Annotated in this window: 17 protein-coding genes; 9 read left to right on the top strand and 8 right to left on the bottom strand. The window is 72.5% G+C overall.

Annotated features, from left to right (window positions below; translation table 11 throughout):
* The first annotated feature begins 66 nt into the window (after positions 1 to 66).
* The gene (locus tag FH610_RS19835; RefSeq protein WP_240809074.1) at positions 67 to 1,200 is read left to right on the top strand and encodes a lytic polysaccharide monooxygenase auxiliary activity family 9 protein; all 1,134 of its coding nucleotides are present in this window, start codon (positions 67 to 69) and stop codon (positions 1,198 to 1,200) included.
* Positions 1,201 to 1,249: 49 nt separating this feature from the next.
* Here FH610_RS19835 and dxr read toward each other — a convergent pair whose 3' ends face one another.
* Complete coding sequence (dxr, locus tag FH610_RS19830) at positions 1,250 to 2,437, bottom strand: 1-deoxy-D-xylulose-5-phosphate reductoisomerase (RefSeq protein WP_139576018.1); 1,188 nt, start codon at positions 2,435 to 2,437, stop codon at positions 1,250 to 1,252.
* Between the two features lie 253 nt (positions 2,438 to 2,690).
* Here dxr and FH610_RS43730 point away from each other — a divergent pair, with 253 nt between their 5' ends.
* Together FH610_RS43730 and FH610_RS19815 are read left to right on the top strand one after the other, a co-directional pair.
* The gene (locus FH610_RS43730) at positions 2,691 to 3,785 is read left to right on the top strand and encodes a trypsin-like serine peptidase (RefSeq protein ID WP_205825909.1); all 1,095 of its coding nucleotides are present in this window, start codon (positions 2,691 to 2,693) and stop codon (positions 3,783 to 3,785) included.
* A 51-nt stretch (positions 3,786 to 3,836) separates the two neighbouring features.
* Positions 3,837 to 4,922, top strand: coding sequence for a trypsin-like serine peptidase (locus FH610_RS19815; RefSeq protein ID WP_139576016.1), 1,086 nt, complete (start codon positions 3,837 to 3,839; stop codon positions 4,920 to 4,922).
* Between the two features lie 45 nt (positions 4,923 to 4,967).
* Here FH610_RS19815 and ppk2 read toward each other — a convergent pair whose 3' ends face one another.
* Both ppk2 and FH610_RS19805 read right to left on the bottom strand, forming a co-directional pair.
* Entirely contained in the window at positions 4,968 to 5,906 is a 939-nt protein-coding gene (gene ppk2 / locus FH610_RS19810) for a polyphosphate kinase 2 (protein WP_139576015.1), read from the bottom strand.
* A gap of 93 nt (positions 5,907 to 5,999) precedes the next feature.
* On the bottom strand, positions 6,000 to 6,965 hold the full coding sequence (locus FH610_RS19805; RefSeq protein ID WP_139576014.1) for an aldo/keto reductase: 966 nt from the start codon (positions 6,963 to 6,965) through the stop codon (positions 6,000 to 6,002).
* A 93-nt stretch (positions 6,966 to 7,058) separates the two neighbouring features.
* Here FH610_RS19805 and FH610_RS19800 point away from each other — a divergent pair, with 93 nt between their 5' ends.
* Complete coding sequence (locus FH610_RS19800; RefSeq protein ID WP_139576013.1) at positions 7,059 to 7,625, top strand: TetR/AcrR family transcriptional regulator; 567 nt, start codon at positions 7,059 to 7,061, stop codon at positions 7,623 to 7,625.
* A gap of 25 nt (positions 7,626 to 7,650) precedes the next feature.
* Here FH610_RS19800 and FH610_RS19795 read toward each other — a convergent pair whose 3' ends face one another.
* Together FH610_RS19795 and FH610_RS19790 are read right to left on the bottom strand one after the other, a co-directional pair.
* Positions 7,651 to 8,742, bottom strand: coding sequence for a sensor histidine kinase (locus tag FH610_RS19795; RefSeq protein ID WP_139576012.1), 1,092 nt, complete (start codon positions 8,740 to 8,742; stop codon positions 7,651 to 7,653).
* Positions 8,739 to 9,392: a response regulator transcription factor gene (locus FH610_RS19790; RefSeq protein WP_139576011.1), complete on the bottom strand. Its 654-nt coding sequence runs from the start codon at positions 9,390 to 9,392 to the stop codon at positions 8,739 to 8,741. The genes FH610_RS19795 and FH610_RS19790 overlap by 4 nt, the downstream gene beginning before the upstream one ends.
* Before the next feature lie 87 nt (positions 9,393 to 9,479).
* Between FH610_RS19790 and FH610_RS19785 the strand changes: the two genes are divergently transcribed.
* A complete protein-coding gene (locus tag FH610_RS19785) occupies positions 9,480 to 10,859 on the top strand; it encodes a S41 family peptidase (RefSeq protein ID WP_139576010.1) in 1,380 nt (459 codons plus the stop codon).
* A gap of 71 nt (positions 10,860 to 10,930) precedes the next feature.
* Here FH610_RS19785 and FH610_RS19780 read toward each other — a convergent pair whose 3' ends face one another.
* Positions 10,931 to 12,376: an aldehyde dehydrogenase family protein gene (locus FH610_RS19780; RefSeq protein ID WP_139576009.1), complete on the bottom strand. Its 1,446-nt coding sequence runs from the start codon at positions 12,374 to 12,376 to the stop codon at positions 10,931 to 10,933.
* A gap of 218 nt (positions 12,377 to 12,594) precedes the next feature.
* On the opposite strand from FH610_RS19780, the gene FH610_RS19775 reads away from it, so the two are divergent.
* Positions 12,595 to 13,224 (top strand): TetR/AcrR family transcriptional regulator, encoded by a 630-nt coding sequence (locus FH610_RS19775; RefSeq protein WP_139576008.1) that lies wholly within the window; start codon positions 12,595 to 12,597, stop codon positions 13,222 to 13,224.
* 6 nt (positions 13,225 to 13,230) lie between these two features.
* Here FH610_RS19775 and FH610_RS19765 read toward each other — a convergent pair whose 3' ends face one another.
* Positions 13,231 to 14,943: a PucR family transcriptional regulator gene (locus tag FH610_RS19765; RefSeq protein ID WP_240809073.1), complete on the bottom strand. Its 1,713-nt coding sequence runs from the start codon at positions 14,941 to 14,943 to the stop codon at positions 13,231 to 13,233.
* A gap of 108 nt (positions 14,944 to 15,051) precedes the next feature.
* Here FH610_RS19765 and gabT point away from each other — a divergent pair, with 108 nt between their 5' ends.
* The 3 genes from gabT to FH610_RS19750 all read left to right on the top strand — a co-directional run bounded on the left by gabT (position 15,052) and on the right by FH610_RS19750 (position 18,044).
* Positions 15,052 to 16,401, top strand: coding sequence for a 4-aminobutyrate--2-oxoglutarate transaminase (gene gabT, locus FH610_RS19760; RefSeq protein WP_139576007.1), 1,350 nt, complete (start codon positions 15,052 to 15,054; stop codon positions 16,399 to 16,401).
* A 170-nt stretch (positions 16,402 to 16,571) separates the two neighbouring features.
* Positions 16,572 to 16,820, top strand: a complete 249-nt coding sequence (locus tag FH610_RS19755; RefSeq protein ID WP_139576006.1) for a hypothetical protein — start codon at positions 16,572 to 16,574, stop codon at positions 16,818 to 16,820.
* Between the two features lie 129 nt (positions 16,821 to 16,949).
* Positions 16,950 to 18,044: a hypothetical protein gene (locus tag FH610_RS19750; RefSeq protein WP_139576005.1), complete on the top strand. Its 1,095-nt coding sequence runs from the start codon at positions 16,950 to 16,952 to the stop codon at positions 18,042 to 18,044.
* Between the two features lie 5 nt (positions 18,045 to 18,049).
* Here FH610_RS19750 and FH610_RS19745 read toward each other — a convergent pair whose 3' ends face one another.
* Positions 18,050 to 18,640, bottom strand: a complete 591-nt coding sequence (locus FH610_RS19745; protein ID WP_139576004.1) for a TetR/AcrR family transcriptional regulator — start codon at positions 18,638 to 18,640, stop codon at positions 18,050 to 18,052.
* Positions 18,641 to 18,663: the final 23 nt, after the last annotated feature.

The following is an 18,663-nucleotide window of genomic DNA, read 5'->3' as shown; positions in this document are numbered from 1 at the left end:
CGCGCCGTCGGCGGTGCCGTGCTGCACCACGAGTGCGGCAGCCATGACCACGCGAAAGGGTAGCCCGTGGGTAGACCACGAAGAAAACTGTCGAAAGCGACGATCGGGCTGATCGTCGCCGCGCTGTCCGCCCTCGTCTCCGCCGTCGTGCTCGCCTCCCCGGCGTCCGCGCACGGCGCTCCGATGGTGCCCGGCAGCCGTACCTACCTGTGCTGGAAGGACGGCACGACCTCGAGCGGAGCCATCCAGCCGAAGAACCCCGCCTGCGCGGCCGCGGTCGCCAAGGGCGGGACCAACGCGCTGTACAACTGGTTCGCCGTGCTCCGCTCGGACGGCGCGGGCCGGATGTCCGGCTTCATCCCGGACGGGCAACTGTGCAGCGGCGGCGCGATCGTCTACGACTTCAGCGGTTTCGACCTCGCCCGCGACGACTGGCCGGTCACCCACCTGACGTCCGGGGCGACCATCGAGTTCAAGTACAACAAGTGGGCCGCGCACCCCGGCACGTTCCGGTCGTACATCACCAAGGACTCCTGGAGCCCGACCCGGCCGCTGGCCTGGAGCGACCTGGAGTCGACTCCGTTCGACAGCGTCACCAACCCGCCGAGCCTCGGCTCGGTGGGCACCGAGGACGGCCACTACTACTGGAACGCCCACCTGCCGTCGGGTAAGAGCGGCCGCCACATCATCTACACCGTGTGGCAGCGCTCGGACAGCAACGAGACGTTCTACAGCTGCTCCGACGTCGTCTTCGACGGCGGCAACGGCGAGGTGACCGGCGTCGGCACGGGCCCGAGCACCAGCCCGAGCCCCACCCCGCCGGTCTCCCCGTCCCCCGGAACCTCCCCCAACACCTCGCCGAGCCCGAGGGTCAGCCCCTCGGCGAGCCCGACCGCGGGCCCCGGCGGCTGCTCGGCCACCTACAAGGTCGTCAGCTCGTGGGGCGGCGGCTTCCAGGGTGAGGTGACGGTGAAGGCCGGCTCCTCGTCCATCGGCGGCTGGACCGCCACATGGACCCAGCCGAGCGGCGTCACGATCACGCAGGTCTGGAACGGCACGCTCAGCCAGTCCGGCAGCGACGTCAGCGTGAAGAACGTGAGCTACAACGGCAGCCTGGGCGCCGGCGCCTCGACCACGTTCGGCTTCCTGGCCAACGGATCGAGCGGCAGCACCCCGACGCTGACCTGCTCGGCGGCCTGACCCCGCCGGCCCGCGGCGCGGCCCGCCTGACCCGGGTCGCGCCACGGGCTCAGCTCGTCAGTTCGGCCGCCCGCGCCCTCGCCCACGCGTCCGCCGCGAGGACCTCCTCCACGGACGCCGCCGGGCCGGGGGTGTGGGCGGCCACCACGCGTTCCACCGTGTCCACGATGCCGAGGAACGGCAGGGCGCCCTTCAGGAACGCCTCCACGCACACCTCGTTCGCCGCGTTGTAGACCGCCGGCGCCGTGCCGCCCAGGGCGCCCACGTGACGGGCCAGCGCGACCGACGGGAACGCCTCGTCGTCGAGCGGCTCGAAGGTCCAGGTGTGGGCGGTGGTCCAGTCGACCGCCCGGGCCGCTCCGGGCACCCGGTCGGGGTAGGCCAGCGCGAGCGAGATCGGCAGCCGCATGTCGGGCGGGCTCGCCTGGGCGATCGTCGAGCCGTCGGCGAACTCCACCATCGAGTGGATGATCGACTGCGGGTGGACCACCACCTCGATCCGGTCGAACCCGATGTCGAACAGCAGATGGGCCTCGATCACCTCCAGGCCCTTGTTGACGAGCGTCGCCGAGTTCACCGTGATGACGGGGCCCATGCTCCAGGTCGGGTGGTTCAGCGCCATCTCCGGGGTCACGTCCGTCAGCTCGGCCCGCTTCCTCCCCCGGAACGGGCCGCCGCTCGCCGTCACCACCAGCCGCCGTACGGCCGCCGGGTCGGCCCCGCCCGGCCCTGCCGCCCACAGACACTGGGCGAGCGCGGAGTGCTCGGAGTCCACGGGGATCATCTGCCCCGGCCGGGCCAGGCGCTTGACCAGCGGTCCGCCCACGATCAGCGACTCCTTGTTGGCCAGCGCGAGCACCCGGCCCGCCTCCAGCGCGGCGAGCGTGGAGGTCAGCCCCAGGGCCCCGGTGATGCCGTTGAGCACGATGTCGCAGGGCGACGCCGCGACCTCCGCCACCCCCTCCGGGCCCGCCAGCACCCTCGCCCGCGCGCCCGCCGCCGACAGCGCCTCGCGCAGCGCCGGTACGGCCGCCGGGTCGGCGACCGCCACCGCTTCGGCCCCGAAGTCGGCCGCCTGCCTCGCCAGCAGGTCGACCCGGCCGCCGCCCGCGGCGAGCCCGGTCACGCGGAACCGTCCGGGGGCGTTGGCGACGACGTCGAGAGCCTGGGTGCCGATGGAGCCGGTCGAACCCAGCACGACGACAGATCGGGGGTGCGGCAGGGATTGGGAGCTCATCCCCTCATTGTCTCCGAGACGGCCCGCGGGCCCGCAACGGCACGCGCCCGTACGCGGAACGGCCGGAGCTGAAGCGGACGGTGCCGCATCTTGCTGCGCAGAAAGATGCAGGGGAGAAACAAGCACATATATGCCCGAATCTGCCCATAACCGTATAGGTAGATTGCGAGAAATCCGGTTGAAGGCGTCGCTACGTTCCCGCGTCAGGACATCCCGACACGTCTCAGGCATCCCGACACGGAGGTAGCCAGGCATGCACCCCAGGGCACGACGTCTCACGGTTCTCGCGATCCCCGCCCTCGCCGCGGCGGGGGTGATGCTCCCCGCCGCACACGGCGCCGCGGCGACCGTGACGGGAACCGTCACGCAGTCGGCCGCCGCGGGCCCCCGGCCCGCCGTCCACGAGGCGGCCGACACGGCGACGGAGCAGCGCACGGTCAGGAAGTTCTGGACCGTCGCGCGCATGGAGGCCGCGGAGCCGCTGGACGCCCCCGGCACCGGCGACCGGCAATTCGCGGCGGCCGGCTCCACGACCGGCTCGGCCGGCTCAGCCCCCGCCGGCGCCTCCGCGGCGCGGCCCGCGACCGTCGCCCCCACCCTGACCGCCGCGACCGGCACGGCCGCCGCCACGGCTCGCGTCTCCTCGCGGACCTCCGGCTCGTCCTGGACGGCGGGCGGGACGGTGGCGAAGACCACGGGGAGGGTGTTCTTCACGGTCACGGCCGGATCGGACGCAGGAAGGAACGCCTCCTGCTCGGGCACCGCCGTCACCAGCGCCAACAAGAGCGTGGTCATCACCGCGGGCCACTGCGTGAAGCTGAACGGCGCCTTCCACGCCAACTGGGTCTTCGTCCCGGGCTACGACCAGGGCAACAGGCCCAACGGCACCTGGCCGGCGACCACCCTGCTCACCACCGCGCAGTGGAACTCCGGCGAGAACATGAACTACGACGTCGCCGCCGCCGTCGTCGCGCCGCAGGGCGGCAAGAGCCTCACCGACGTCGTCGGCGGCCAGGGCGTCGCGTTCAACCAGCCGCGCGGGCGCCAGACGTTCGCCTTCGGCTACCCCGCGGGCGGGCCGTACGACGGGTCGAGGCTGGTCTACTGCAGCGGGCGGACGTTCGACGACTACCTCAGCTCGCGGGACCAGGGGCTGAGCTGCGGCATGACCGGCGGCGCCAGCGGCGGCCCGTGGTTCCTCGACTTCAGCGAGAGCACCGGCGGCGGCCTGCTCAACTCGGTGAACAGCTTCAAGTACAACTTCGCGTCCTACTGGATGTTCGGCCCCTACTTCGGCCCGGAGGCCGAGGCGGTCTACAACACGGCCCAGAACGCGGCCCTCACCTGATTCACCGAAAGTAACCACAAGAGCACTCCCGGTGGTCCACACTCGGGAGCCATGACTCCGAGCCTCCCCTTGCTTGCCGTCACCGCCCTCGTCACCGGACTCCTGGGAGCCCCCGACCGGGAGGTCTCCCCGGTGGGAGACGTCGTGGAGCACGTGGCCGGGCACGCCTCCGGGACCTACTGGACACCGCAGCGGATGGCGCGGGCGGTCCCGATCGGGCTGCTGGGGGGCCTGCAAAGGATCACGGCCGCCCGGCCCGGCGCCCCGTCGGCGCTGCCGCCGGCCGCTCCCCCGGGGTCGGTGCTGCCGTCCGTCGCCAGGGCCGCCCTGCCGCCGGCCGCCAGAGCGGTCCTCGCCCCCGGCCAGGCGGCGCGCCGGTCCACCGCAACGACCAGGACGACCCGGGCAAGCAGGACGGCCAGGACACGGCAGGCGGCGGCGATGCCCCCGGCGACGACGAGCGGCACGCGCTGGGCGGCGGGAGGTTCGGTGACGAGGACCACCGGCAGGGTCTTCCTCACGCTGAACGGGGTGGACTTCTCCTGCTCCGCCAGCGCCGTGCGCAGCGCGAACAGGGATCTGGTCGCCACCGCGGGGCACTGCGTCAAGGACGGCGCCGGGGACTGGGCGGAGAACTGGACCTTCGTCCCCGCATACGACGAAGGGCGGCAGCCGTACGGCGCCTTCCCCGCACGGCGGATGTTCGTCGCCGGGCCCTGGTCGCGATCCGGGAACGACGACTACGACGTGGGCATGGTCGCCGTGGACGACCTGGACGGGCAGCACCTGACCGACCTGGTGGGCGGACAGCCCATCGCCTTCGACCCGCCCCGGAGCCGCCGGACCTACGGTTTCGGGTTCCCCGCGGACCCTCCCTACGACGGCGAGCGGCTGCTGTATTGCGCGGGCGTCCCCCACGGCGACCCGCAGGGGCAGACCCGCGACCAGGGCCTGCGCTGCGACCTCACGGCGGGGGCCAGCGGAGGGCCCTGGCTCAGCGGCTTCGACCCGGCCTCCGGCCGGGGCACGCTGACGTCCGTCAGCAGCTTCAAGTACAGCAACGACCACCGCACGATGTACGGCCCCTACTTCGGCTCCGCCGTACGCGACCTGTTCCGCACCGCCGAGCGGGCGTGACGTACGAACGAGCAGAAGACTCCGGGCGGAAGGTCGGCCGAGGGCTCAGAACGGCGACAACGGCTCGGCGTTGTCCTCGTCCACGATGTCGGCGGCGGACCTGACGATCAGGGGGTCGGGCTCGCCCACGACCGAGGCGTCCTTGTCGTCGTAGTCGTACAGGGACAGGACGTAGCGCATCGCCTCCAGCCTGCCGCGCTTCTTGTCGTTGCTCTTGATGATCGTCCAGGGGGCGTCCTCGGTGTCGGTGTTGAGGAACATGTCCTCCTTGGCCCGGGTGTACTCGTCCCACAGGTCCAGCGAGGCGATGTCCATCGGCGACAGCTTCCACTGCCGCACGGGGTCCACCTGACGGATGACGAACCGGGTGCGCTGCTCGGCCCGCGACACCGAGAACCACAGCTTGACCAGGCGGATGCCGTCGCGCACGAGCATCCGCTCGAACAGCGGCGCCTGGTACATGAACTCCCTGTACTCCTCCGGAGTGCAGAAGCCCATGACCCGCTCGACTCCGGCGCGGTTGTACCAGGACCGGTCGAACAGCACGATCTCCCCCGCGGCCGGAAGGTGTTCGACGTACCGCTGGAAGTACCACTGGCCGCGCTCACGCTCGCTGGGCTTCTCCAGCGCCACCACGGTCGCGCCGCGGGGGTTGAGGTGCTCCATGAAGCGCTTGATGGTGCCGCCCTTGCCGGCCGCGTCCCGTCCTTCGAACAGGAGGACCAAGCGGCCTCCGGTGTCCTTCAGCCAGTACTGCAGCTTCAGCAGCTCGATCTGCAGCAGCCGCTTGTGCCGGTCGTACTCTTGCCGGGAGATGCGGTGGTCGTACGGGTAGTGCTCGCGCCAGGTGTCCACCGGGCCGCCGTCAGCGCGCACGAGGACGGGATCGTCGTCATCGTCGTCCAGCACCTTCAGCCCCGGCGTACGGCGCAGCAGCTCGACCCCGTCGGGATGCTCCCCTAACTGCGGTGATACTTCCGGCATCTCAGGCGTCCCGTTCACTTGGCCAGCATGTCCGCGGACGTCCCGCTGCCCCGCGCCGGGTGTCGTACACCCGATCACCGCTGTTCGCGTCCCTCAACCGGAGATCTCGTCGAGACGGGCGGCGACATCGGGCGGCAGGGTGAGCCCGAGCCCGGCGAGGTTTCCGCGCAACTGGTCGAGTGTGCGGGGGCCGACGATGACCGAGGTCACCTCCGGCCTGCTCCGCACCCAGGCCAGCGCCACGGCCGCCGGGGCGACGCCGAGCTCCGCGGCGGCGTCGGCGACGTGCCCGGCGATCGCGAGGTTGGGCTCGTTCAGAAAGCCCTCGGCCCAGGCACGCGCCCGGGGCATGGGCGACGCCATGAGCCGGCCCAGCCGGGTGTCGGCCCCGGGGGTCTCGCCCCGGCGGTAGCGGCCGGTGAGCACGCCGCCGCCGAGGGGCGACCAGACGAGCGTGCCGAGCCCGTGCCGCCGGCAGACGGGCAGGATCTCCGCCTCGATGCTCCTGGCCACCAGCGAGTACTCCGGCTGGAGGCTGACGAACGGCGTCCCGCCCGCCCGCTGCGCGGCCCACTGGGCCTCCACGATCTGGGCCGCGGTGAAGTTCGAGCAGCCGACGTAGCGCACCTTGCCCGACCGTACGAATCCGTCCAGAGTCGCCATGGTCTCCTCGATCGGAGTCGAGTCGTCCCACTGGTGGCACTGGTAGAGGTCGATGTGGTCGGTCCCGAGCCGGCGCAGGCTGCCCTCCAGCGCCCTGGTGAGGTGGGCCCGGGACAGCCCGCGATCGTTGGGACCGGGCCCCTGTGGCAGGAACGCCTTGGTGGCGAGCACCACGGCGTCCCGCCTGCCCCGCACGGCCCGCCCGACGATCCGCTCCGCCTCGCCGCCGTTGTAGGCGTCGGCGGTGTCGACGACGTTCCCGCCCGCCTCGAGGAAGGCGTCCACGATGCGGGCGGCCTCCGTCTCGTCGCAGCTCCCGGGGGCGCCGAAGTTCATCGTGCCGAGGCTCGCCGTGGAGACCCGCAGTCCCGAACGGCCGAGCGTGGCGTACTCCATCACGTGCCTCCCGTAGTATCAGGAACACCTGTTCCGGTTGGCCGGGAACGATACGGAACACATGTTCCGGCTGTCAACGCGACGAGGAGGACGATGACCGGCGAAGCCAGGCCCCGGCGTGCCGACGCGCAGCGCAACCGGGACCGCATCCTGGAGGCGGCCGAGGCCGTGCTGGCCCGCGACGGGATGTCCGCGTCGGTGCGGGCGGTCGCCCGGGAGGCGGGGGTGGGGCTCGGCACGATCTACCGGCACTTCCCCACGCAGGAGGCGCTCTACCACGCGGTGATCGTCGACCGTACGCGACGGCTCCTGGCGGAGGCGGACAGGCCGTCGCCGGATCCGGGCACGGCCTTCTTCACGTTCCTCGAGCGGATCGTGGTGGACGCGGCCCAGAAGAAGACCGCCGCCGACCTGCTCGCCGGGGCCGGCGTCGACCCCAAGGCCGGGACGGCCGACGTCAGCCGCGACATGCGGCAGGCGATCGGGCGGCTGCTCACGGCCGCGCAGGAGGCGGGCGCGGTGCGGCCCGACCTCCGGATGCCCGAACTGCTGGCCCTGTTGTCGGGGGCGTGCCTGGCGGCCGAACGCGACCAGTGGAGCGACGGACTGCGCCGTCGTACGCTCGACGTCCTCTTCGACGGCCTGCGCCCCCGCCGCTGACCACCCCCCCTTGTTACGGGACGAGTTATGGGACGACCGCCGGGAACGTCACGGTGACCTCGAGGCCGCCACCGGGATTCGGGCGCGCCCCCACGGCGGCCCCGTGCGCCGTCGCGATCGAGGCGACGATCGACAGCCCGAGCCCCGCGCCCTGCCCTCGCGTCGTGTGCAGGCGCCGGAAGGGCGCGAAGAGGTCGCCGAAGCGTTCGGCCGGCACCTCGGGACCGGTGTTGCGGACCGTCAGCACGCCCCCGGCGAGCGTCACCTCGACGGCGCCGCCGGGGTGGTTGTAGCGCACGGCGTTGTCGACGAGGTTGGTGACGAGCCGGTTGAGCAGGACCGGGTCGCCGTGGACGGTGAACGGTTCGATCCGGGCCGTGACGGTCACCTCGCCGCGGTCCCCCTCCGCCAGGACCAGCCGTACGACCTCGTCCAGGGCCACCCGGCTCCGCCTTTCCAGGCCGTGCTCGGCCTGGGAGAGGACCAGCAGGGCGTCGATGAGGCTCTCGATGCGGTGGTTGTGGAGCAGGAGCTTGTCGCGGATCTCCCCGACGTCCTCGGGCAGGCCGATCTCGATCGCCGCCCGCTGCACGGCCAGCGGGGTCCGCAGCTCGTGGGACGCGTTCGCGATGAAGCGGCGCTGCCCCTCGACGGAACGCTCCAGCCGGTCGAGCATGGCGTCGAACGTGTCCGCCAGCTCCTTCAGCTCGTCCCGCGGCCCGCCGAGGGCGATCCGCTCGTGCAGGGTGGACAGGGACAGCCGCTGCGCGGTGGCGGTGATCCGGTGGAGAGGCCGCAGGATCCGCCCCGCGATCACCCATCCCACGGCCACCGACACCAGGGTCAGGACCCCGATCGCCAGCGCGCTCACGTCCCACTGATAGTGGATCACGTCCCGCGCCAGCTCCGACAGCGGCGGGAACCGCTCCACCTCCGCTCCGGGGAGCGGGGCGGCCGGGGCCGCCGGAGCCTCTCCCATGGGAGACGGGGAAAAGCGCTCGATCCGCGAGTGCAGCGCCACGCGCAACAGCGTGTTGACGATGACCAGCAGCACGACGGAGGTGAGCAGGAAGAGCCCCGAGTAGATCAGCGTGAGCCGTACACGGACCGTCGTCACAGCAGGTATCCGGCGCCGGGGACGGTCTGGATGCACGGTGGGTCGCCCAGTTTCGCGCGCAGGCGGCTGACCACGACCCGCACCACGGTCGTGAAGGGGTCGGCGTTCTCGTCCCACGCCTCCTCCAGGAGCCGCTCGACGCTCACCACCGCGCCCTCCGCCCGCATCAGCACCTCCAGGACGGCGAACTCCTTGAGCGACAGGTGCAGGTGCCGGCCGTCCCTGGACGCCTGGAGCCGGTGCGTGTCGAGCACGATCCCGTGCCGGGTCAGCACCGGAGGCACCTGGTCCCGGCTGCGCCGTCCCAGCGCCCGCACCCGCGCGACCAGTTCGGTGAAGTCGAAGGGTTTGGGCAGGTAGTCGTCGGCTCCCATGCCGAGGCCGGCGACCCGCTCCGGCACCGACGCCGCCGCCGTCATCATCAGGATCCGCGTACGGCTCCCGCGCGCCACCAGCTCGCGGCACACGAGGTCGCCGTGCAGCCCGGGCAGGTCGCGGTCCAGCACGAGGACGTCGTAATCGCTGACCGCCAGCCGCTCGGCCGCGGCGGCGCCGTCGTACACGACGTCGACCGCCATGGCCTGGCGGCGCAGTCCCATCGCGACGAGGTCGGCCAGATCGCGCTCGTCTTCGGCCACGAGAACCCGCATGCCTCGTTCGTACCGCAGGTGCGGTAACAGCGGCGTTAACGGTGTCGTTCACGGCCGTGCAACCCGCCGGCGGCCACGCTGACGGGCATGATCAGAACTGTCTGCGCCGCCGTCGTGCTGACGGCCGGCACCCTGTCCGCTTCCCTCCCGGCCCCTGCCGCGCAGGCCGCCACCGTGCTGGCCACCACCGTGCAGGCCACCACCGTGCTCGCCACCACGGACGGCGCGTGCGCCCGGATAACCGCGCCGCCGCCCGAGTCCGCGCCGCCGACGTCGGTGAACACGCTCCGGCAGGCGTACGAGTGCGTGCTGGACAACTACTACAGCGGGCCCGTGCTGGATTCGAAAGTCCTGCTGCGGGACGCCCTCGCGGCGTACACCCAGGAGCTGATGCGTCGCGGGGCCGACAAGGCCGGCCTCCGCCTGCCCGCGCTGACGGGGAACCGCGACGCCGACTGGGCCGCGTTCGCCGACGTGATCGGCACCGGCGACCCGGCGGCGCTGCGCGCCGCGATCACCGGCATGGTCGCGGGGCTCCACGACAACCACGCCCGGGTGGAGAAGATCACTCCCCCGTCGGAGGACGGACCGGTGGGGACGGGCATCGCCGGCCTGTCGGCCGCGCAGGGCGGACGGTTGGACCCGGCCGCCCGGCCGCCCCTGTTCATCACCCGCGTCCTGCCCGGCAGCCCGGCGGACAAGGCCGGCATCCGGCCCGGCGACATCATCGAGAAGGTCGACGGCGTACCGGCGTTCATCGGGGACAAGGTGAACCAGAGCCTCATCGACACGTTCGCCTCCAGCACCGTACGGCTCACGCTGAAGCGGCCCACGACGGGACGCGTCCGGACCGTGAAGCTCACGGAGGGTCCCCTCGAAGAGCAGGAGCGGGCGGTGACGTCGAAGACGCTCCCCGGCGGCGTCACCTACGTCCAGGTGCCCGGGTTCTTCCAGGGCGCGGCCGACCAGGTCATCGCCAAGCTGAAGGACACGACGAAGGCCGCGGTCATCGACCTGCGCGGCAACGGCGGCGGGTCGCCGCGCGAGGTGACGCGGCTGCTCGGCGCGTTCGCGCACGGCAAGGTCACGAGCTACTTCTGCCCGCTGAAGGGTGACTGCACGGCCAACCGCACCGACGACTCCGTCCCGCTGCTGGGGCTGCGCCTGGTCGTGCTCACCGACCGCGCGTGCGCCTCGGCCTGCGAGGACTTCAGCGGGGCCGTGAAGGACAACGGCCTGGGCAGCCTCGTCGGGACCCGCACCGCGGGGGCCGTCTCCGGCCCGGCCGAGGCGTACCTGCTCGACGACAACAGTGTGCTGCTGCTGCCCAAGGTCCGGCACCTCGGGCCGGCCCGGGAGATCATCGACACCGTCGGCGTCCCCGTCGACCACTACGCCCCCATGACGGCTCTCGACCTGGCCACGGGCCGCGACCCCGGCCTCGCCAAGGCGCTGAGTCTCCTCTGAAGTCGCCGGGCCTCCCACGACGAGGGGGCCCGGGAGACGGTGGTCCCCCGGGCCCCCTCGGACGCGTGGTTCTACAGCGTGAGGCCGGTGAGCACCATGACCTTCTCGTAGGTGAGGTCCTCCATGGCCGAACGCAGCCCCTCGCGGCCCACACCCGACTCCTTGACCCCGCCGTACGGCATCTGGTCGGCCCGGTAGGACGGCACGTCGCCGATGATGACGCCGCCGACCTCGAGCTCGCGGTTGGCCCGGAAGGCGACGTCCAGGCTGCGGGTGAAGACCCCGGCCTGCAGGCCGTACCGGGAGTCGTTGACCGCGGCGAACGCCTCGTCGACCGAGGCGACCCGCTGCACGATCATGACGGGCCCGAAGACCTCCTCGCGGGCCACCTTGGCGTCGGCGGGCACGTCGGCCAGCACGGTGGGGGTGACGGTCGCGCCGTCCCTGGTGCCGCCCGCCAGCAGGCGCGCCCCGGCCGAGACGGCCTCGTTGACCCAGCTCTCGACGCGGACCGCGGCGTCCTCGCTGACGAGCGGGCCGACCTGCGTCTTGTCGTCGGCGGGATCGCCCGTCACGAGCGAGCCGACGGCGGCGACGAGCTTGTCGGTGAACGCGTCGGCGACCGCGTCCTCCACGATCACCCGCTGCACCGCGATGCAGCTCTGGCCCGCCTGGTAGTTGGAGAACAGCGCCACGCGGCTCGCCGCCCACTCGAGGTCGGCGTCGGCCAGCACGACCGCGGCGGCGTTGCCGCCGAGCTCCAGCGTGACGTGCTTGCGCGGCACGCTGTCCATGATCGAATAGCCGACCGGGCCTGAGCCGGTGAAGGAGACGACCGGCAGCCGCGGGTCCTCCACGAGGGACGACGCACGGTCGTTGGGCACCGGCAGCACGGAGAACATGCCCTCCGGCAGGTCGGTCTCGGCCAGGATCTCGCCGAGGACGAGCGCCGACAGCGGGGTCGCGGGCGCGGGCTTGATCACGATGGGCGCGCCCACGGCGATGGCGGGAGCGACCTTGTGGGCCACCAGGTTGAGCGGGAAGTTGAACGGCGTGATCGCCAGCACCGGGCCGTACGGCACGCGCGAGACGTAGGCGAGCCGGCCCTGCGCGGCGGGCTCGGTGTCGAGCCGCTGCACCTCGCCGCTGAAGCGGCGGGCCTCCTCTGCGCCGAAGCGGAACGTCGAGATCGCGCGGCCCACCTCGCCGCGCGCCCAGAAGATCGGCTTGCCGTTCTCCTCGCTGATCAGGCGGGCGATCTCCTCGGCGCGCTCGGTCAGCCGCCGGGCCACGTGGGCCAGCGCCTCGGCGCGGACGTGGATGGGCAGCGCGGCGGCCCGCTTGCGCACGGCGTCCGCGGCGGCCACGGCCTGCTCGACCTGCTCGGGGGTCGGCACCGAGTGGACGCCGACGACCCGGCCGTCGTGAGAATTGGTCACGGCCTGCTCGGCGTCCCCCGTCGCGGGGCGCCCGGCGAGCCAGAAGGGGCGGGGTTCGGAAGTGCGGCCTACGTCCATGTCTTCACGCTATGCCACCTGGTGGAAGCCGGTCGCTACTCCGGACGGGCCAATCACCGCCCCCCGCCACGCCATCATGGACAACTCCTCACATGTCACAGATGCGCGGCAATTTCATGATGTTTTCTGTTTCACTGCGGTTTGAAAGCCGAGCGGCATGGTTAAGTCATCATCCGGGTCTGTCGCGGGACCCCCAATATGAGAAGGGCTCGTCGCTGATGGGTACGCCGGCGCCGCTCGGTCTTCAGGGTGCCTACGCACGCGGCCATCGCAGCAACTACGACGAGTTACGCACCCGTCTCCTCGACGTCGCCAACGACCTGCTCGCCAAGGCCGGGCCGGAGAGCCTCACCGTACGCAGGATCGCCGCCGAGGCGGGCTGCTCCACCCAGGTCATCTACACGATGTTCGGCAGCAAGGAGGGCCTGGCCGAGGCGCTCTACCTGGAGGGCTTCGAGCGGTTTCGGCGCAGGCTGGAGGCCGTGCCGCAGCGCAACGACCCGCTGGAGCACCTGAGCCTGCTCGGTCCCGCCTACCGGGAGGCGGCGCTGGCCGAGCCCGGCTACTACAGCCTCATGTTCGAGCGGGCCATCCCCGGCTTCGTGCCGAGCGAGCGCGCGCGCACGCTCGCGAGGGCCGCGCTCAACATCGTCGACCGGGTGATCGCCGACTGCATCTCCGCCGGTCACCTCGTGCCCACCCAGCCGAGGAAGATCGCCGACGCGCTGTGGGCCGCGGCTCAGGGCGCGCTCAGCCTGGAACGTGCCGGGCATCTGCCCGACGGCAAGACGTACGAGATCGTCACCGACGCCGCCGTCCGCGCCTTCCTCGCCCGCCCCTCGGCCTGACCGGCGTCACAGGCACAGCGCGATCCACAGCTCGGCCCGCACCGCGGGATCGTCCAGGTCGCGCCCGAGCAGCTCGCTCACCCGCTTCATCCGGTATCGCAGCGTGTGCCGGTGCACGCCCAGGCGCTGCGCCGCGGCATCCCAGTGGCCGTTGCTGGCCAGGTAGGCGCGCAGCGACTCGACCAGGTCGGCGCGCGAGCCGTACTCGCGGAGCGGCGCCAGGATCGCCGCCGCGAACGACGCGGCGGCGGCGGGATCGAGCAGCGACAGCAGCCCGCGCCCGGCGAGTTCGCTGAAGCGCGCCACCGGTGAGGCCGAGACGAGCGCCCGCCGCGCCTGGTCGAGAGCCCGGTCGAGGGCGGTGGCGAGGGCCCGGTCGGGGACACGATCGGAGGCACGATCGGAGGCACGATCGGAGGCGCGGTCGGGAGCGCGTTCGAGGACGCGGTCGAGCCCGGTGGCGAGATCCGGGCGGGACGCGCTTCGGGCCACCGATCCGGCCGCAGGGGGTTCCACGCGGCTCTCCATACGGCTGTCCAAACGGCTGTCCACGCGGCCCTCGGAACGGGCGATCTCCACACCGGGCGCGCTGACACCCACCCGGCCGTGCTGTGCGGCCAGCGCGACGACCTCGTCGGCATGCGCGTCCGGGGCCAGCACGACGAGCAGCCCTTCGCAGGGCGCGGTGAACGTGCCGGTCAGAGCCTCGGTCAGAGCCTCGGTCAGCGCCTCCGGGTCGGGGGTGTCGCAGGCGAGGACCGTGACCGGCTCCCCCGGCAGCCGCATGCCCAGGGCCGCCAGCGTCTCCGCGGCCGCCCGCACCTCACCGGCCAGCAGCAGCCGGAGCACCGCCGACCGCACCTGCGCCGCCGCGGACCGCTGCTCCCTGCCCTGTTCCAGCGCCAGAGTCAGCAGGGACCCGGCCGCGTTGACGACCGTGTGCGCGATGGGCGAGAACGGCCGCGGCGACCCCACCGCGAAGAAACCCCTCCGGCCCAGCGGCTGGACCACGACGTGCTCGTCCGGGGTGGACAGGGCGAGGCTCGCCAGGGACGGCGCGCTTCGCAGCCGGGCGATCTCGGGCTCCAGCGACCGGGCCGTCTCCCGCGCCCAGTCCCCCGCCGCGCCGCGCTTGTCACCCGGACCGGCATGCGCGTCGACAGTGCGACGGCCGGTCGCGTCGGCGGCGTGCCGTACGGCGCCCGCGGGGTCGAGCAGCAGCGCCCAGCCGCCGATCTCCCGGGCCAGCCGGTCCACCACGGCCACCGGCCCCTCCCGCTGGAGGGCGGCGCGGGTGAGCCTGCCCTGCGCGGCGAAGGCGCGGCTGATCTCCTCGTACTGCTCCCCCGCGAGCAGGTCGCTGACGGCCTTGCCGATCGCGATGAAGGGCGTGGCCCTCGGCACCTCGACCAGCGGCAGCCCGGCGGCCTCGGCCGCCCCGGCGAAGGCGGGCGGCACGGCGTCGTGGCTCAGCCCCACCCCGAACCCCAGCCCGGTGACTCCCCGGGCCATCAGCCGGGAGACGTACGGCACGGCGTCGCCGGCGGACAGGCGCATGCCGGTCGTGAGCACCAGTTCGCCGCCCTCGAGGAACGGCGTGGGGTCCTCCAACTCGCTCACCGCGACCCAGCGGACGGGGCGGTCGAGGCCGTTCCGCCCGGCGAGCACCTCCAGGTGGAGCGGTACGATCGCGGCGATCCGGCGCAGCGTGGGTGCCACTGCTCTTCCCCCCGAACACCCGGCTTGTCCTCACCGGCCAAAAGTACGCCTACATTCTGACATAGCGGCATATCGGCTGGTGGAGGCGGCGGCCGTACCGTCGGAGATATGAGCACTGCCACCACGCACGGCGGCCCGCAGCTCCCGCAGGAGCGCCGCCTCGTCACCGAGATCCCCGGCCCGCGGTCGCGCGAACTGTTCGCGCGCAAGCAGTCCGCCGTGCCTCCGGGCATCGGCACCACGTTGCCCGTCTTCGTGACCCACGCGGGCGGCGGTGTGATCGTCGACGCGGACGGCAACTCGCTGATCGACTTCGGCTCCGGCATCGCCGTGACCAACGTCGGCAACGCCGCCCCCCGGGTCGTCGAGCGCGTGCAGAAGCAGGTCGCCGACTTCACCCACACCTGTTTCATGGTCGCCCCGTACGAGTCGTACGTCGCGGTGTGCGAGAGGCTCAACGAGCTCACGCCTGGCGACCACGAGAAGCGGACGTTCCTGGTCAACAGCGGCGCGGAGGCCGTCGAGAACGCGGTCAAGGTCGCCCGCCACGCCACCGGACGGCAGGCGGTCGTCGTCTTCGACCACGGCTACCACGGCCGCACGCTGCTGACGATGACGCTGACGGCCAAGAGCATGCCGTACAAGCACGGGTTCGGGCCGTTCGCGCCCGAGGTGTACCGGGTGCCGCTCGCCTACCCGTTCCGCTGGCCGACCGGCCCGGACAACTGCGCCGAGGAGGCCGCGGCCCAGGCGATCGACATGATCAACAAGCAGATCGGCGCGGAGAACGTCGCGGCGGTGCTCATCGAGCCGATCGCGGGCGAGGGCGGCTTCATCGAGCCGGCCCGCGGCTTCCTGCCGAAGATCGTCGAGTTCTGCCGCGCCAACGGCATCGTCTTCATCGCCGACGAGGTGCAGACGGGCTTCGCCCGCACCGGCCACATGTTCGCCTGCGAGGACGAGGGCATCGTCCCGGACATCATCACCACCGCCAAGGGCATCGCCGGCGGTCTTCCGCTGGCGGCCGTGACCGGCAGGGCCGACCTGCTCGACCACGTCCACAGCGGCGGTCTCGGCGGCACGTACGGCGGCAACCCGCTCGCCTGCGAGGCGGCCCTGGGCGTGCTGGAGACCATCGAGCAGGACAAGCTCGTCGAGCGCGCCCGGCACATCGGCGAGGTCATGCTGCCCCGCCTTCGCGCCGTCCAGGAGCACAACCCGATCGTCGGGGACGTGCGCGGGCGCGGCGCGATGATCGCCGTCGAGCTCGTGGTCCCGGGAACCAAGGAGCCCTACCCGGCCGCCGAGATCGCGCGCAGGTGCCACGAGCAGGGCCTGCTCGTGCTCACCGCGGGAACGTACGGCAACGTGCTGCGCTTCCTGCCGCCGCTGGTGATCCCGGACCACCTGCTCGAAGAGGGCCTCTCCATTCTGGAAAAGGCGCTCAACGTGGACTAGACAGTTTGAACAACACCAAAAGGGGCACCCGGTCTGTTCCAAGGTGTCCCTTTTGTTGTTGTACGGCTTGCGTTATGCCTCGATTTAACCATCGCTTGGCCCGACTCGCGCCGATCACGAAGGGTAACCGCGTTATAACGGTTCCGATAGGCGATCGAGGGGGGACTTTGATGGGCTGGAACCCGAACGGCGCCGAGCGGCTCATGCTGACGTTCGACCCTGCCGGCCTCACCACCACGCAGCGCGACGGCGACGCCTGCGTCGTCTGCCACAAGAAGTGGCCCCGTCCCCGGGTCAAGGTCGGCATGCTGCCCGACAACGCCCCCGTCCACGCCTGCGACGACTGCGCCGAGGCCCTGCTGCCCGCCCCCGAGGGCAAGGTGCCGCTGCCCCGCCGCTCCCGGGCGGCCATGTCCTGACCACCCGTTCCACCCCGGCCCGGCTCGGCCGGCCCATGGCGTGCCCCATCCACGGCGTCTGCCCCAGTGCCGGGTTGCTCCTATTTTCGGCCTTCCCTATCGAGATCATTGCGCCCAATAATGCGCAATGTGGACAAAATGCGCGGCGCGCCGCCGCTGACTCTGGCCGCGCCGGCCGCAGGATCGGCCGCGATCCACTTCGGCGTGATCCCCGGCCACTTCGCCGCGTCTCCCGGGCACGGCGCGCTGTTCGCCGTCGCGGGATGCCTGCAACTGGCCTGGGCGGCGGCCCTGCTCCTCCGTCCCACGCAGGCGGTGGTGCTGACCGGCGGGTTCGTCAACCTCGCCCTGCTCGTGATCTGGCTGGTCGGCAGGACGGCCGGGCTTCCTCTCGGCCCCGACGCGTGGATCCCCGACCCCGGAGGCGCCCCCGAGGCGCTCGCGGCTCTCCTGGAGGCGCTGCTGGCGGCGGCCGCGCCGGCCCTCGTCGCGTACGCGTCGGTCACGGACGACGACGGCGCCCGCTCCCACCGGCCGATCGGCCTTCTCACCGGCCGGGGCCCGTCAGCGGGAGGTGTGGGCGCGGCCGTGGTCGCCTGCCTGGTCGCCGCCGCGGTCGGCGTCAGTTTCACCTCCTGGGGCACCACGGCCTTCGACGAGATCCTGGTCGCGCGCCCCGCCACGACCTCGCCGGGACCGCTCGCGGGACATCACCACCACGGGGCGCCGCAGCCGCCGGCCACGGCGGCGGCCGAGGGGCCCCTCACCCCAGGCGCGGGCGTGGTGGCGGCCGACGCCGCGACGAGCGCGGCGCAGGCCCTGGCGGCGGCGGTACGGCGGGAGAACGCCGGTCGTCTGCCGACGGCGGCGGACGCGGAGCGGGCGGGCTACCGGGTCTGGACCGACAACGACGGCGTCCAGCAGCTCGCCAACCCCGCGCTGCTGCAGGACGGTCTGGTCCTCGACCCGGCGCAGCCGGAGGTGCTGGTCTACCACGAGGGGAAGACCCTGCTGGGCGCGGTGTTCGTCATGCCGCCGGGCGCCCGGGGCCCGGCGATAGGCCCGCTCACGCCGTGGCACTCCCACACCTGCCCCCTCTGCGACCCGCCCGGGGAGACCGACATGCTGCACGTGTGGCTGGTCGACTATCCGGGAGGCGGGTTCGCCGACATCTCCGGACCGGCCCTCCAGGCCGCGGTCGCGAAGCTTCCCCCGGCCTCGTGACGTCCTCAGGTCGCCAGATCCTCCAGATGGGCGGCCAGCACGGCGCTCACGCGGTCCGGCGGCATCGAATCCGGCCGGGCCAGGACGTGGATGGTCAGACCGTCGATGAGGGCGTGTAGCCGCGCCGCCTCGAACTCGGCGTCCCGATGGCCGGCGAGCTCCCCCTCCTCGGCGAGCGCGCGGACGGCCAGAGTCGCCGCCTCCCCCACGCCGTCGTCCGCGCGGCGCAACCAGTCGGTGGCGGCCGGGCCGCCCTGGCTGAGCGCGGCCAGCTGCAGCCAGACCTCGGCCTCCGCGCGCCGCTCCGCGTCCATCGGCAGCAGCTCCTCCAGCAGGCGGCGTACGGCGACGCGGACGGGGCCGCGGAAGTCGGTGGTCTCGATACGCGCGCGGACCCGCGTGATGACGTGCTCCATCGCGAAGGCGAGCAGCTCCGCCTGGGTCGAGAAGTAGTGCCGCAGCGCGCTCGGTGACCAGCCGGCCTCCGCCGCGATGCTGCGGACGGTGGCGGCGCCCACGCCGTCTCGGCGGACGACCCGCCACAACGCCTCGGCGATCTCCCCCCGCCGCACCCGGTGGTCCACGATCTTCGGCACAGCGCTCCTCCAACCACGCACCC

This window comes from Microbispora catharanthi, assembly GCF_006334915.2.
Taxonomy (GTDB): Bacteria; Actinomycetota; Actinomycetes; order Streptosporangiales; family Streptosporangiaceae; genus Microbispora; species Microbispora catharanthi.
Note: the sequence above shows the minus strand (reverse complement) of the source record. Positions and strands in the feature narration are given on the sequence as shown.

Coding starts and splice junctions, on each gene's coding strand:
- dxr (WP_139576018.1), bottom strand. CDS start 2,437: ATGAGCTCCCAATCCCTGCCGCACCCCCGATCTGTCGTCGTGCTGGGT.
- FH610_RS43730 (WP_205825909.1), top strand. CDS start 2,691: ATGCACCCCAGGGCACGACGTCTCACGGTTCTCGCGATCCCCGCCCTC.
- FH610_RS19815 (WP_139576016.1), top strand. CDS start 3,837: ATGACTCCGAGCCTCCCCTTGCTTGCCGTCACCGCCCTCGTCACCGGA.
- ppk2 (WP_139576015.1), bottom strand. CDS start 5,906: ATGCCGGAAGTATCACCGCAGTTAGGGGAGCATCCCGACGGGGTCGAG.
- FH610_RS19805 (WP_139576014.1), bottom strand. CDS start 6,965: ATGGAGTACGCCACGCTCGGCCGTTCGGGACTGCGGGTCTCCACGGCG.
- FH610_RS19800 (WP_139576013.1), top strand. CDS start 7,059: ATGACCGGCGAAGCCAGGCCCCGGCGTGCCGACGCGCAGCGCAACCGG.
- FH610_RS19790 (WP_139576011.1), bottom strand. CDS start 9,392: ATGCGGGTTCTCGTGGCCGAAGACGAGCGCGATCTGGCCGACCTCGTC.
- FH610_RS19785 (WP_139576010.1), top strand. CDS start 9,480: ATGATCAGAACTGTCTGCGCCGCCGTCGTGCTGACGGCCGGCACCCTG.
- FH610_RS19780 (WP_139576009.1), bottom strand. CDS start 12,376: ATGGACGTAGGCCGCACTTCCGAACCCCGCCCCTTCTGGCTCGCCGGG.
- FH610_RS19775 (WP_139576008.1), top strand. CDS start 12,595: ATGGGTACGCCGGCGCCGCTCGGTCTTCAGGGTGCCTACGCACGCGGC.
- gabT (WP_139576007.1), top strand. CDS start 15,052: ATGAGCACTGCCACCACGCACGGCGGCCCGCAGCTCCCGCAGGAGCGC.
- FH610_RS19755 (WP_139576006.1), top strand. CDS start 16,572: ATGGGCTGGAACCCGAACGGCGCCGAGCGGCTCATGCTGACGTTCGAC.